This is a genomic window from Aeromonas tecta (genome assembly GCF_000820185.1).
GTDB classification, from domain to species: domain Bacteria; phylum Pseudomonadota; class Gammaproteobacteria; order Enterobacterales; family Aeromonadaceae; genus Aeromonas; species Aeromonas tecta.
This window is the reverse complement of sequence record NZ_CDCA01000037.1, coordinates 1-14,321: the sequence shown is the minus strand read 5'-3', so window position 1 is coordinate 14,321 and position 14,321 is coordinate 1. Positions and strand designations below refer to the sequence as shown.

Sequence of the window (14,321 nt, the reverse complement as noted above, 5' to 3'; positions counted from 1 at the left end):
CGAGGATGGCAATCGAAGCGATGCCGCCATATGCCACAACGGCATGCCTGGAAAATCGGGCTGGCGCGAGGTTGTGCCCATATCCAGGCGGCCCGAACCGCATTGCTGGCGCGGCTGCAATCTGACCGTCAAATATCTTGTCTATCAATATCATGAGCGCTCACTTCAGCCCACCACCAAGGGGCTAGCACGGCCGAAGTTGCTGCCGTCTGTCTTCCTCCGCGACAGACACTGACTCGTGGCCCGCAGACGGGCGTGGATGCTGAGAAGGTGGGGGCAACCGATTATCCAGCGATGGGCCGAGCTCTTGGCAGAAACGGCGGTGCTTCAGTGCAAGGGATGGCTGGCAGGGAAAATCAGCCTGCGCCAGCACAGCGATCGGGGAACGTGTATCGAACAAACCAGCGCTCCGGGTTTGCCTGTGAGAAAGCCCCGGGCGACATCATCACCTGGGGCGGGAGAGCGTTGGCTAACGCACTGGCTTGGGATAACGGCCGTGAGCAGAGCCGCCGCCAGGCATGATCCGTGACGGCACTGATGGCTGAGACGTTCAATAGCGATAGCTGAATGCTACGCCCTGGGCGCCATCGCTCATGATGGTCGGGTAGAACACCATTTGTTGCCGCTGCGGGGTGGTAAAGATGTAGCTGAAACCGGTGGCGATCACCGCACTGGCGATGACATCCCGCCAATAGTGTTGATCGGCGTCGACCCGTGACCAACCCACGGCACCGGCGGCGATATAGGCGGGCAGACCATATTCCCAGCCATATCGCATGTGCAGGTAGCTGGCGCCACTGAATGCCCAGGCGGTGTGTCCGGAAGGAAAACTTTGAGGGCTGCCATTGGGGCGGGTGGCATCTACCGTGTTTTTGAGGATGAGGACAGTGGCCTCCGTCGCCGCGATGGAGTAGCCAAATTCCTTGAGCCCCTCATAGTCGTCCTTGGACCAGGCTATTCCGGCCGCAATGGCGGGAATGGCGAACTGGCCTATGTCGCCATAGGTTTCAAAGGCATTCTTGGCAAGCACCGATTGGCTCAGGGCGCAGCAACACAATATGGCACCAGTGATTGTTTTCATCTTCAACATCCTTATTGCTATCGCTCGCTGGCGATATATCTCCATGCGCAGTAGTTATCTCGTTGGATAAATAATCGAGACGGCTACCATCACTTAATGGATGTACTATCTGAGATGAAATTTAATAGTTAATTAATATCTGGTGTGAACTCAAAAATATCGGATAAAAATATTTATCAGAGCCCCCCTCAATTGAGGTTGATCTTTTTGAACTTAGCGATAGAGGATGTTTTAGTGAGGCGACGGCGGATACTTATCTATTAAGTAGTATGTTTTTTATTGAAAATATAAAAACAATAAAACCCTCTCTCCTGTTGGCGTAAAGAGGGCTGTGAGTGGGCGTTATTTTTAACGCGACATTTAAATTTGTGCGATAGGAGATACTTTATATTGGCGTTAGCCGGATGTATCAATGCTGCCAACCATCGACTGACGCCCTATTTTAAATCTGACAATAATCCGTCCCTGATTTCAGGTATCCGATAACAGGGTAATATATTGCTATCAGGGACGCATGGTTATTTTCCTTGATGAGTGCGGCATGACTTGAACATATCCAGATCTCCCTGGTAGACCTGAGTCTGTACATTCATGATGCCGAGCATGGAGTGGAACAGGTTATCCTGGGAGAAGCGCTTTTCATCCGCTTCTTGTTGCAGGCAACGCAGATCCAGCCGCCGATCCTGCTGCAACTGAGCTGAGAACCAGCTCATAAAGGGGATCTTGGTCTGCTCGTCCGGTGCAAATTGATAGGGAGTACCGTGCAGGTAGAGCCCCATCTCACCGAGGGATTCGCCGTGATCGGACAGATAGATCAGCCCCACGTTGTACTGGCTTTCCAGCGTCTTGAGTTTGTTGATCAGCTGAGCCAGCACCTTGTCGGTGTAGAGGATGGTGTTGTCATAGGTGTTGACCAGCTCCTGCTGATTGCAGTTTTCGATATCGCTGCGCTGGCAATCCGGCAGGAAAACCCGATCGGCGGCGGGGTAGCGCTGGTAATAGGTCGGGCCATGGCTGCCCATCAGATGAAAGGCCACCAGCTTGTTGCCCTTCGCCATCCCGGCGATCTGCTGATCCAGCCCTTGCAGCAGCACCTCGTCGTGACAGCTGTCGCCCTCGCAGTAATCGGGGTATTGAGTGGGCTCAATCTTGATGGTGGGCACGTTGTTACAGACCCCCTTGCAACCGCTGTCGTTATCCTTCCACAAAATGGCCACCCCGGCGTGCTGCAATACATCCAGCAAACCATCCTGGCTCTTGGCCACTGTCTCGTCATAGTCCTGTCTCGTCAGGCTGGAGAACATGCAGGGCAAGGACACCGCCGTGGCAGTGCCGCAGGAGCGCACATCCTTGAAGGAGACCAGCTCGGGGATCTTGGCGGTGAAGGCGTTGGTCGGCTGTGCGTAGCCGTTGAGTGAATAGTTCTTGCTGCGCGCCGTCTCGCCCACCACCAGGAACATCAGGGTGGGCTTGTCGCTCTTGTCCACCACCCGGGCATCGGTGCCCTGCTGCCGATAGGGCAGCGGCGTCGCCAGCAGATCATTCTTGATGTACTTGAACAGGCCGCTGACATAGTTGGCCGGCACAATTTCTTTGTTCAGGGTATGGTTGTTGCGCCCGACCGAGGCGTAGTCCTGGTAGTAGAGTGCGGCCACCCCCAGCACGAAGATCAGTGACAGGGCGATGCTGCCAAGGCGCATCCCCAGCCCCTTGTACCAGGGACGTGGGTACTCGATGTCGATCCATAACAGACACAGGGTTGGCAGAATGCCGGTCAGCAGGAACCAGAGTACGACCACGCCGTTGAGGTAGGCGCTGGCTTCCCCCCGGTTGGTCTCGATGATGTTTTTCATCATGCCCGCATCGAAGACCACGCCGTACTTGAGCATGGCGTAGCTGACGATGGAGCTGGTCAATATCAGCAAAATGAAGAACGGCTTGAGCAGATAGCGAAAGGTGAAGGGTAAAAATACCGCATTGAGCGCGGCCAGCAGCACCAAGGGAATGGTGATGACAAAGCCCGGCTTGACGTGTTCAAGGGCGATAAGAATCGTATAAAAATGCAGGAATATCGGCCAGTTGAAGACCAGGGCAAACAGTAGCACCAATAACAGGTTGACCTTCATCACCCCTAGACGAAAACGCATAACCAGACTCCTGCACTCTTGATGACCGGCAGCCCCAGGGGCGGCTGTTTCCCGTCGTTCATCCTGATAAGACGGGGCGAGGATCTTCCCTCACATAACGCTGAGCATGCCGTCCCAATCTTAAGAAAGGGTTAAGATGTTCGGCCCCAAACAAGAAATATCGCTGATGAGGCCATCGGCATTATTTTTCTGCCGCAGGATGCAAAAAATAATGAAAGCGAGGGGGAAGCTTAATGCAATCTTAAGTTTCCCTGTCCACAGTCAGCCTACATTATGGGGCGTTTGGGGTAGGAAGATGAAAACGCGATTGCTGGAGGAGCCATCCATATTTAACAAGGTGCCGGAAATCACCCTGGTGTTCTGGATAATTAAAATGATGTCGACCACCGTCGGTGAAACTGCCGCCGATTATTTGATCTTCAATTTGCATTTCGGGTTGACGCTGACTTCCCTGCTGATGGGCGGCGTATTAATTATTGCGCTCAACGTGCAAATGCGATGGGGACGCTATGAACCCTGGCGATATTGGTTGGCCGTGGTCATGGTCAGTATATTTGGGACCCTGCTGACGGATAATCTGACCGATCAGATTGGTATTCCGCTCTGGTTGTCGACCTCGGTATTTACCCTGCTGTTATTGGTGACCTTTACCATCTGGTATCGCCACGAAGGGACCCTGTCCATTCGCTCGATCAATACTCCCAAGCGGGAGCAATACTACTGGCTCGCTATTCTGGTGACCTTTGCACTGGGCACGGCCGCCGGTGACTGGGTCGCGGAGGGAATGGACATTGGTTACGCCAACTCGACCATGCTGTTTGGTGGTCTGATAGCGCTGACGGCCCTGGCGCATTACCTCTTCAAGATGAACACTGTGCTGACGTTTTGGATAGCCTACGTATTGACCCGACCACTGGGGGCCTCGGTGGGAGATCTGTTGTCCCAGTCCGTGAAGCACGGCGGTTTGGGTTACGGCGTGACCCTGGTCAGTGAAGTCTTCTTTATGCTCATCATTCTGCTGGTGGGCTACCTGACCCTGAAAAAACAGAAGGAGTAAGTTGTATCCCATCCTCATGAGCATGAGGGACGAGCGGGGACGGGGAATAAGGGGCAAGGAAGCAGAGGCATAAAAGAGAAACGCTATTCATCGGCCTCTCTGGCAGAACCACAAAAAGAAACGCTCCGATGTCAGTGTTGGCCACCAAGGCCACTCGCAGACAGCGGAGCGTCAGTCGTTATGCTTTCAGCCTCAGGCGAGGTCGAAGCGATCCAGGTTCATCACCTTGGTCCAGGCCGCCACGAAGTCTTTCACGAACTTATCTTTCGCGTCAGCACTGGCGTAGACCTCGGCTAACGCCCGCAGCTGGGAGTTGGAGCCAAACAGCAGATCGACCCGGCTGCCCGTCCACTTGGCCTTGCCGCTCTTGCGATCGCTCCCCTCGTATATCCCTTTGACGCCGGCAACCGGCTTCCACTCGGTCCCCATGTCGAGCAGGTTGACGAAGAAGTCGTTGGAGAGCGCCTCGGGATGTGCGGTCAGGACACCGTGCTGAGAACCTGCGTTGGTACCCAGCATGCGCATACCGCCCACCAGCACCGTCATCTCGGGAGCACTCAGGGTAAGCAACTGCGCCTTGTCGACCAGCATGGCCTCGGAGAGCTCCACATAGCTGCCACCCAGATAGTTGCGGAAGCCATCGGCGAGGGGCTCCAGCACGGCGAACGCCTCGACGTCGGTCTGCGCCTGAGAGGCATCCATACGACCGGGCTGGAATGGCACAGTCACTGTGCTGCCGGCCTTCTTCGCCGCTTGCTCAATGCCAACACCGCCCGCCAGCACGATGAGGTCGGCGAGGGAGACCTGCTGGCCACCCTTGGCTTGCTTGTTGAAGTCAGCCTGGATGCCTTCGAGCACCTTCAATACTTTTGCCAATTGAGTCGGCTGGTTGACCGCCCAATCTTTTTGCGGCGCGAGCCGGATGCGAGCACCGTTGGCACCGCCGCGTTTGTCGGAGCCACGGAAGCTGGCTGCCGATGCCCAGGCGGTCGACACCAGTTCGGCGACCGACAGCTTGGCGGCGAGGATCTTCTCCTTGAGGGCCGCGACTTCTTTCTCACCCACCAACGGGTGATTGACGGCGGGGATGGGATCTTGCCAGATCAGCTCCTCTTTCGGCACTTCCGGCCCCAGGTAGCGCGCTACCGGGCCCATGTCGCGGTGGGTCAGTTTGAACCAGGCACGGGCGAAGGCGTCGGCGAAGGCTTGCGGATCCTCATAGAAGTGACGGGAGATCTTGCCGAATTCGGGATCAAAGCGCAGGGTCAGATCGGTGGTCAGCATGGTCGGCTTGTGGAATTTACCCGGGATATGGGCATCCGGGATGATGTCCGGGGCATCTTTCGCGACCCACTGCTTGGCGCCGGCCGGTGACTTGGTCAGCTCCCACTCGAACTTGAACAGGTTCTCGAAGAAGTTGTTGCTCCAAAGGGCCGGAGTTTTGGTCCAGGTGACCTCGAGGCCGCTCGATACCGTGTCCTTGCCGTGGCCGCTGCCGTAGTCACTGATCCAGCCCAGCCCTTGCGCCTCCAGCGGTGCCGCTTCCGGCTCGGGCCCCTTGTGGGATTCCGGCGCCGCGCCATGGGCCTTGCCGAAGGTGTGACCACCGGCGATGAGGGCGACGGTCTCTTCATCGTTCATGGCCATGCGGCCGAAGGTGGAGCGGATGTCCTTGGCCGCCTCCATGTAGTCGCCGCTGGCGTTCGGTCCCTCCGGGTTGACATAGATAAGCCCCATGTGGGTGGCGCCGAAGGGGGCCGTGAGCTCGCGATCGCCCTTGACCCGATCGGGATCGACCCCGAGCCAGGCGATCTCATCGCCCCAGTTCACATCCTGATCCGGCTCCCACACATCGGCCCGGCCTGCGCCGAAACCGAAGGTACGAAAGCCCATGGATTCCAGCGCCACGTTGCCGGCGAGGATCAAGAGATCGGCCCAGGAGATCTGGCTGCCGTATTTTTGCTTGATGGGCCACAGCAGGCGGCGCGATTTGTCGATGTTGACGTTATCGGGCCAGCTGTTGAGGGGGGCGAAGCGTTGCTGGCCCCGACCGGCACCGCCACGACCATCGGTGGTGCGATAGGTGCCGGCGGCGTGCCAGGCCATGCGGATGAATTGGGGGCCGTAGTGGCCAAAGTCCGCTGGCCACCACTCTTGCGAGTCGGTCATCAACTTGACCAGGTCTCTCTTGAGAGCCTTGTAGTCGAGGCTTTCGAACGCCTTGACGTAGTTGAAATCGTTACCCATGGGGTCGGAGCTGGCGGAATGCTGATGCAGCAGATCCAGCCGCAGCTGATTTGGCCACCAGTCGCGGTTCGTCCTGCCGACGCCGGCGGTGTGGTTGAAGGGGCATTTGCTTTCTTCACTCATCTCAGTCTCTCCTTGGCCTTTCGTTTGCAAAGCTGACTCCTTAGTATGCGGAAAAATTCCACTTTGCTATGTGAGCCTATTTCGCAGCGCTCGCCGTACCTTGACCAGCCTGCACTCAATTAATCCTTATTTTTCATAATCTTGTTCATCCACGACATGCATGATTCGTGAAGAAATGGATTAAGCCTATCTATTTTAACAATATATTTACACTTGCCTGGTGGTGATGGCCCCCGCCAATTTCCGGCGGTTGAGCGTTGGCGCCCCAATCTCATTGTCAGTGACGACGCCTCTTTGCCCCAAAAAGGGGCCTGCTGCAGGCAATGTGCACAGAGGATGGCAAACCGGATTTTTTATTCACTTCTTCATCAGTATCACAGGGTTGCACGGTAAAACTTGCGCTACATCATGGTGATCGGGGATATGGCCTGCGTGTGGGCTGCCGTCGTTCAGTTCTGTGAACTTGGTGTTAACCGCATGAATTGTTGGATATTTTATTCATCTTTTGGCAGATGAGATGTGCGATCTGGCCTGGCGGTCAGGTTGACCTGGCTGACATTCGGGGGGGAACAGGTGCATTGGTGGTAAGGGATGCCACCAGCAAGCAGATAAAGAAGCCGCACAGAGCAAGCAAACAGCAAAAGGGTCTGGGTATCTGGGTAGAAGAAAAAGTAAAAGAAACGGCAGGGTAATGGAGAGGAGGGAGACGGATCATGGCCGGCTGGATGTGTGGCCCCAAGCGCCAAAAACAAAAAACCGGCACTAGGCCGGTTTTGAGTACATGCACACGAGGCGCATGGGGTCAGTCTGGCTGACCGCTGTTGGCTGCGAGCAGCGCAAACAGAATAATGGGGTGGCTGATGGGGCTCGAACCCACGACAACCGGAATCACAATCCGGGACTCTACCAACTGAGCTACAGCCACCACTGAAATTGCCGTTAACATCATCGCCCCTGACGGAGAGATCACATTAATGGTGCGCCCTGCAGGATTCGAACCTGCGACCCACGGCTTAGAAGGCCGTTGCTCTATCCGACTGAGCTAAGGGCGCTCTGTATCGACCAGTCACTGCGACTCATCGATGAACATGGTCGGTGATAAAGGATTCGAACCTTTGACCCTCTGGTCCCAAACCAGATGCGCTACCGGGCTGCGCTAATCACCGAAAAATTATCTGTCCAGCATACCCAGAGCGAGGCTCATGGGCAACGGGCGGGCATCATACCCAAGCGGCAAACGCAGCGTCAACGACTTTTTCCGTCAGTAAATTCAAATGCCTACTTATTGCCCGCCCAGCGCGAGCCGCTAACACCCGTGCCAAAAAAATGCGACAATACGCGGCAGTTGAACACATGGTGAGTGAAGAACGATGTCTGCCAAAATCATTGATGGAAAACAGGTTGCGCAAACGATTCGCAGTCAGGTCGCTGCGAAGGTCCAACAGCGGTTGGCATTGGGTAAACGGGCGCCGGGGCTGGCGGTGATCCTGGTGGGGATGGATCCGGCGTCTCAGGTCTATGTCGGCAGCAAGCGCCGGGCCTGTGAAGAGGTGGGATTCATCTCCCGCTCCTATGATCTCAGCGCCGATGCGAGTCAGGAAGAGTTGCTGGCGCTGATCGACCGGCTCAATGACGACGCAGAGGTGGACGGTATCCTGGTGCAATTGCCCCTGCCGGCCCATTGCGACACCACCCAGCTGCTCGAGCGCATTCGTCCCGACAAGGATGTGGATGGTTTTCATCCCTACAACGTGGGCCGTCTGGCCCAGCGCATTCCGGCCCTGCGCCCTTGCACTCCCAAGGGCATCATGACCCTGATCGAGGCAACCGGCGTCAAGACCCACGGTCTGCATGCGGTGGTGGTCGGTGCCTCCAATATCGTCGGCCGCCCCATGACCCTGGAGCTGCTGCTGGCGGGCTGTACCACCACCACCTGCCATCGTTTCACCCAGGATCTGGAGGCCCAGGTGCGCCGCGCCGATCTGTTGGTGGTGGCGGTGGGCAAGCCGAACTTCATCCCGGGTGAGTGGGTCAAGCCCGGCGCCCTGGTGATCGATGTGGGCATCAACCGTCTGGCCGATGGCTCCCTGGTCGGGGACGTGGAGTTTGAAACGGCGCGCAGTCATGCCGCCTTCATCACGCCGGTACCCGGTGGCGTGGGCCCCATGACGGTGGCCAGCCTGATGGAAAACACCCTGAGCGCCTGCCAGGACTATCACGACGCCTGAGTCAGCAGGTAGAAGGTGAGGTTGGGTGTCGACCCATCCTCCTCCGGTGTTTTATGGCAACAAACTGTGCTGTTTACGCATCATTCTATGGCTTGTTGTCATGATAAATACGAATTTATCGATATAAAAAAGGGAAGGCTGAGCCTTCCCTTTTTGTTTTCTGTGCCTTCACCCGCCTTGCGTTCGACATCCGTCGGGGACGGCTCCGGCAAGGCGTTTAAGGTCAGATCAGCGCCAGCGCCGCCGCCAGATCGGCGATCAGATCGTCTGCGTCTTCCACCCCGATACTGAAGCGAATGAGATCGTCATTGACCCCGGCGGCGAGGCGGCTCGCCTCGTCCATGGCAGCGTGGGTGGTGCTGGCCGGATGGCAGGCCAGACTCTCGAGATCCCCCAGGCTCACCGCCTGCACGAACAGCTGCAGGTTGTCGAGCAGGGTGGCGCAGCGTGCAAAGCCTCCTTCCAGCTCTATGCTCACCATGCCGCCAAAGCCGCTGGCGAAGGCGCCGAGGGCGTCGTGACCCGGGTGGCTGGCAAGACCCGGGTAGATCACCTTCTTCACCGCCGGGTGGGCGGCCAGGAAGTCGGCCACCTTCTGGGCGTTGTGCAGATGGGCATCCATGCGCAGGGGCAGGGTCTTGACCCCGCGTTGCAGCAGATAGGCCTCCTGCGGGCCTATGGGGGAGCCGATGTGCTTGAGGGCCACGGTGCGGATGGACTTCATCAGCGCATGGGAGCCGGCCACCACCCCGGCGATGATGTCGCCATGACCGCCGAGGTACTTGGTGCCGCTGTGCATCACGATGTCGATGCCAAGCTCCAGCGGACGCAGCAGATAGGGGGTGAGGAAGGTGTTGTCACAGACGCTGATGGCGCCCACCTTGCGGGCCGCCTGCACGACTATGCGCGGATCCACCACCTTGAGGGTGGGGTTGGTCAGCGTCTCGAACAGCACCACCTTGGTGGCGGGATTGATGTTGGCCAGCAGATCTTGATCGCTCTCATAGGCGGTGACTCGGATGCCGGCGCGGCTGAAGGTCTGCTTCAAGAAGGCATCGGTGCCGCCGTAGAGCGGGCCTATGTAGGCCACTTCGTCGCCGCTGTCCGCCAGGGCATACATGATGGCGCTCACCGCCGCCATGCCGCTCGCCAGCACCAGCGCTTCGTCGGCCCCTTCCAGCGCCGCCAGTTTCTGCTCAAGCTCCGCCGTAGTGGGGTTGCCAAAGCGGCTGTAGATGAAACCGGGGGCCTGGCCTGCGAAGCGCTCCTTGCCCGCCTGGGCATTGAAGTAGCTGAAGGTGCTGCTCTGGTAGAGCGGGGTGGTGAGGGCGCCGGTCTGGGGATCGATACGCTGGCCGCTGTGCACGCTCATGGTCTTGAATTTCATTGTTTTTCTCCGTCGTGCCAGGGTACTGGCACGCTTGTGCTGTGTTGGGTAATGACTCGCTCGGCATCAGTGAGCGGGTTTGCTTGTGGCCGCTTACCGAGCCGCAAGGGCGCCCCGATGGCGCCCCGCTTAAATACATGTCTGTGCCTCTATTTTGACACTTCTCTTCATCAGGCTGGCACAGGCTCTTGCGCCTTGCTCTGTATCCCTTGCACCAGGCCGTTTGGCTCCCCATAGTGCCGCGCCGCCACGTCCGGGTGGGAGCGCAGCCGACCCTTGAGCACGTTTTCTCCCACCTGATAAAAGAGCGGGTTGGTGGGATCGCTCTCGGGCCCCTGCGCCTGGGCCGCCAGCTCGGGTGAAAGGGACAGCAGCGGCACGGTCGCATCAAGCCTCGCCGCCATAAAGAAGGCGCAGGAGAGGCGCGAGACGCCGGGCGGCGGGCTCACCACTCGGTGCAGGGTCGCCTTGAGATAGCCGTTGGAGGCAAGCTCCAGCAGCTCGCCGATGTTGACCACCAGGGCCCCCGCCAAGGGCGGCGCCGAGATCCAGCCATTTGCCGTCTCCACTTCCAGGCCGGATTGATCGTCTTGCATCACCAGGGTCAGGTAGCCCGGATCCTTGTGGGCGCCGACCCCCTGGTCGCTGCTGCCCACTTCCCGGCCCGGGTAGTGAATCAGCTTCATGTGCTGATAGGGGGCGCCGCGGATGCTGGCATCGAACACGTCTGCCGGCTGCTCCAGCACCTCGGCGAAGGCCGAGAGCAGGCCCAGGGTGATGTCGGTGAGGCGTGCCTGCCAATCCAGCAGGTGCGTCTTCATCTCCGGCAGGGCGGCGGGCCACTGGTTGGGGCCGGTCAGCCGTTGCCAGGGCTGGTGCAGCGCATCTGCACCGATCGCCGCCTCCTCACCCATGATATCGAACTGCTCACGCCTGTCCGGTCTGGCGCGAGTCAGCTCGGCCCCCACCTGGTTGTAACCGCGAAAATGAGGGGAGTGCACCATCTGCACGCTGCGTTTCTCCTGCTCCGGCAGGGCGAAGAAGCGCGCCGCCAGCCTTAGGGTCGCTTTCTGATCGGCCTCGCTCAGGCCATGGCCGGTCAGATAGAAGAAACCCACCTCCCGCGCCGCCTGGCCGAGTGTGGCCAACATCTGGCGACGAGCCTCTGGGGTGCCACTCAGGGCGGCAAAATCGATGATGGGCAGTGATACGTTTTCCATATGCATCTCCTCACGCGGTCAGATCCGGACGTCTTGTCCCGTTGTAGTGGTGCGCCGCCGGTGGCCTTGAGGCCGGACTCGAGCGGTAAGCCACTGGCTTGAGGTGATACTACGATTTGGAGTTATAACGGCAAAGCAACGAATTATTCTTAGTTATATACAAAAATCGAAATAGAATTCGTTTTATGTTCGGGAGGGGATGGCTTGAGCGGCCTTGAGGCCAGGATAGGCGCGGCTCGCCTCCGTGTGAGCCTGGCACCGGACGCTTTGGCTGACAGGGGGGATTGAGGCAGAGAAACCTGCTGCTGGAAGATAAAAATAACGAGGGAGGCATCAGCCTCCCTCGTTATTATGGTGTTTTTAGCTGCCTGTGGCGGGGCGGTCGATGAGCTTGCGACTATCAGTAGCCCAGGGTGAAGCGCTGGCGCAGGTGAGCCGGTTGATCCACCTCGTTCATCACCCCGTCGGCCAGATCGCCGACCCTGATCCCGGCGGGCTTGTCACCGCTAAACAGCACCTGATCGCCGCCGAGCAGGTAGCCGCCACGCTTCTCACCGGGCTCGAGGAACACAGGGGGAGAGACGAAGCGCCAGTCGAGGGCGGTTTCACGGCGCAGCGCCGTGAGGCCATCGCGGGCGGCCAGCGCCCCTTGCTTCCACTCGGCCGGGAAGTCCGGGGTATCCACCAGCTGCACGCCGGGGGCAATCTCCAGACTGCCGGCGCCGCCGATGACCAGCAGCCAGCTGTTTGCCGCCACGGCCGCGTGGACTATGGCGTTGGCACCCTTGAGGTACTGCTCATAGATGTCCGGCACGCTCCAGCCCGGGTTGTAGGCACTGATCACCCGATCGTGTCCCTTGAGTGCCTCGGCCAGGGCCTTGGGGTCCTGGGCGTCCACCGCCACGGCGCGGACCTGGGGATGGGGCGCTATCTTGCTCACATCGCGCACCAGGGCGGTGACGCTGTGGCCACGGTTGACCGCTTCGTTGAGGATGGCTGCGCCGACAAAACCGCTGGCACCGATCAGGGCAATTTTCATGGGGATTCTCCTTCACTGTTGGAATGGGGTCATCCTACGCCCCCGAATATGATTTAATAATCCACTATAAAATGCATTCACTTATAAGCTGGGTTTAATAATGGATCAGCTAAGACGCTACGCCATCTTCGCCGCCGTGGTGGAGGCGGGCAGCATGACAGGCGCCGCCAAGGCCCTCGGCATGACTCCCTCCGCCGTCAGTCAGCACATCAGCCAGCTGGAGGGCCAGCTCGGTCTCACCCTGCTGCACCGCTCCACCCGTCGCCTCAACCTGACAGAGGCGGGGGAGGTGGTATGGCAGGGTTGCCAGGCCCTGCAACAGACACTCAATCAGACTGAGCTGCGCCTGTCCGAGGTGCGCGACAGCCTGCTCGGCGAGGTGCGCATCACCGCCCCGGTGGGCATGGCCGGCCAACCCCTGGCACGGGCGCTGTCGCCGCTGCTGCAGGCCCATCCTGGCCTGTGCATTCAGATCATCGCCGACGATGGAAAGCGGGATCTCATTGCCGAGCGCATCGACGTGGCGCTGCGGGTCGGCAGCCTGTCGGATTCGAGCCTGGTGGCGCGCCGGCTGGGACAGACCCGGATGCTGCTCTGCGCCTCGCCGGCCTATCTCGCCCGCAAGGGCACCCCGCGGAGCCCCGAGGATCTGCTGGACCATGACTGGCTGGCGTCGGACCTGCTCGGCGGGGGACTGATGCTGCTCGATGAGAAGGGGCAGTCTCACAAGGTGAGGCCCAAGCCCAGGGTGCTGTGCAACAACGTGCTGCCCCTGCGCCAGTTCACCCTGGCGGGGCAGGGCATCTCGCTGCAACCGGAGGGGGAGATCGCCGAGGATCTCGCCACCGGCCTGCTGCTGGAGCTGCTGCCGGGCTTTCGGGTGCCCCCCATGGAGATCCATGCCATCACCCCCCAGCGGGAGATCCCGGAGAAGGTGCGGCGGGTAATAGCCGCCCTGCGTCGCCATTTTGACGAGGGGCAGGGGGCCGCGCCGTCCCGACCCTGAGGTGAATACCATCAGGGCTCGAATGGCCAAGAGGAGGCAGTCAATTGAAACACGGCGGCGTCATGGCTGGCTGGAGAGCGGCCTGTAGAGGGCTTGCCGCCAGCGCGGCGGCCATGTTTAATGTGCACTCCCTGAACGGAGGCTGAACCTTCGCAGGCAGAGACTCCATCATGACCGCATCCATATTCCTCCCCCAGCCCAGCCCAGCGTCGGCGGCTCGCCCCCATTTCACCCGCATCGAGCGGGTGCTCGACTACATCCATACCCATCTGGATGAGCCCCTCTCCCTGGAGCAGCTGGCGGAGCAGAGCTGCTGGTCGCGCTGGCAGTTGCAGCGGGTATTCCAGCACGAAACCGGGCTGACGGTGGCTCACTATGTGCGCGAGTTGAAGCTGAGTCTGGCGGCTGAGGCGCTGCTCTCGGGCCGGCAGCGGGTGCTGGATCTGGCGCTCTGTTATGGCTTTGGCTCTGAGGTGAGTTTCAGTCGCGCCTTCAAGCAGCACTTTGGCTGTTCGCCCCTTGCCTATCGCAAGCGGGGGCAGCGGTTGGGGCTGTCCATGCCGCTGGTATGTGCCCAAACACCGCAGGCCTGCGCCCCGAAATGGGTGCAGCTGCGGGTCGAGAGCCGACCCGGCTTCGTGCTGCATGGGGTCAAGGGGGAGATCCGGGGGCTGTTTGCAGAGGATCCCGATTTCCATCGGACGGTGCCCGCCATCTGGCGCGCGGCCCAAGCGGCAGGCTTGCCGGTGACAAGCGAGCTGCTGGGGGTGGTGGATGTGTCGGCGG

The 14,321-nt window shown here is 59.4% G+C and carries 10 protein-coding genes and 3 tRNA genes; 4 read left to right on the top strand and 9 right to left on the bottom strand.

What is annotated here, in order from left to right; genetic code table 11:
* Positions 1-550: 550 nt before the first annotated feature.
* Positions 551-1,081 (bottom strand): phosphatase PAP2 family protein, encoded by a 531-nt coding sequence (locus BN1137_RS17300; protein ID WP_050719786.1) that lies wholly within the window; start codon positions 1,079-1,081, stop codon positions 551-553.
* 518 nt (positions 1,082-1,599) lie between these two features.
* Positions 1,600-3,228: a phosphoethanolamine transferase gene (locus tag BN1137_RS17295; protein WP_050719785.1), complete on the bottom strand. Its 1,629-nt coding sequence runs from the start codon at positions 3,226-3,228 to the stop codon at positions 1,600-1,602.
* Between the two features lie 295 nt (positions 3,229-3,523).
* Here BN1137_RS17295 and BN1137_RS17290 point away from each other — a divergent pair, with 295 nt between their 5' ends.
* A complete protein-coding gene (locus BN1137_RS17290) occupies positions 3,524-4,285 on the top strand; it encodes a COG4705 family protein (protein WP_050719784.1) in 762 nt (253 codons plus the stop codon).
* A gap of 192 nt (positions 4,286-4,477) precedes the next feature.
* Here the strand turns inward: BN1137_RS17290 and katG are convergent, their stop codons facing one another.
* The 4 genes from katG to BN1137_RS17265 form a co-directional block, all read right to left on the bottom strand.
* Positions 4,478-6,655 (bottom strand): catalase/peroxidase HPI, encoded by a 2,178-nt coding sequence (gene katG, locus BN1137_RS17285; protein ID WP_050719783.1) that lies wholly within the window; start codon positions 6,653-6,655, stop codon positions 4,478-4,480.
* Between the two features lie 849 nt (positions 6,656-7,504).
* A tRNA-His gene (locus BN1137_RS17275) sits at positions 7,505-7,580 on the bottom strand.
* Between the two features lie 50 nt (positions 7,581-7,630).
* A tRNA-Arg gene (locus BN1137_RS17270) sits at positions 7,631-7,707 on the bottom strand.
* A 37-nt stretch (positions 7,708-7,744) separates the two neighbouring features.
* Positions 7,745-7,821, bottom strand: a tRNA-Pro gene (locus BN1137_RS17265).
* Positions 7,822-8,025: 204 nt separating this feature from the next.
* On the opposite strand from BN1137_RS17265, the gene folD reads away from it, so the two are divergent.
* Positions 8,026-8,883 carry a bifunctional methylenetetrahydrofolate dehydrogenase/methenyltetrahydrofolate cyclohydrolase FolD gene (gene folD / locus BN1137_RS17260; RefSeq protein WP_050719781.1) on the top strand — a complete coding sequence of 286 codons (858 nt, stop codon included), beginning with the start codon at positions 8,026-8,028 and terminating at the stop codon, positions 8,881-8,883.
* 223 nt (positions 8,884-9,106) lie between these two features.
* On the opposite strand, the gene BN1137_RS17255 is transcribed toward folD, so the two are convergent.
* The 3 genes from BN1137_RS17255 to BN1137_RS17245 all read right to left on the bottom strand — a co-directional run bounded on the left by BN1137_RS17255 (position 9,107) and on the right by BN1137_RS17245 (position 12,529).
* Positions 9,107-10,270, bottom strand: coding sequence for a trans-sulfuration enzyme family protein (locus BN1137_RS17255; protein WP_050719780.1), 1,164 nt, complete (start codon positions 10,268-10,270; stop codon positions 9,107-9,109).
* A 170-nt stretch (positions 10,271-10,440) separates the two neighbouring features.
* A complete protein-coding gene (locus tag BN1137_RS17250; RefSeq protein ID WP_050719779.1) occupies positions 10,441-11,490 on the bottom strand; it encodes an isopenicillin N synthase family dioxygenase in 1,050 nt (349 codons plus the stop codon).
* 400 nt (positions 11,491-11,890) lie between these two features.
* Positions 11,891-12,529, bottom strand: a complete 639-nt coding sequence (locus tag BN1137_RS17245; protein ID WP_050719778.1) for an NAD(P)-dependent oxidoreductase — start codon at positions 12,527-12,529, stop codon at positions 11,891-11,893.
* A gap of 100 nt (positions 12,530-12,629) precedes the next feature.
* Here BN1137_RS17245 and BN1137_RS17240 point away from each other — a divergent pair, with 100 nt between their 5' ends.
* Together BN1137_RS17240 and BN1137_RS17235 are read left to right on the top strand one after the other, a co-directional pair.
* On the top strand, positions 12,630-13,535 hold the full coding sequence (locus BN1137_RS17240) for a LysR family transcriptional regulator (protein ID WP_050719777.1): 906 nt from the start codon (positions 12,630-12,632) through the stop codon (positions 13,533-13,535).
* A 170-nt stretch (positions 13,536-13,705) separates the two neighbouring features.
* Positions 13,706-14,321: helix-turn-helix domain-containing protein (locus tag BN1137_RS17235; protein ID WP_050719776.1), on the top strand; the 616-nt coding region annotated here is incomplete at its 3' end.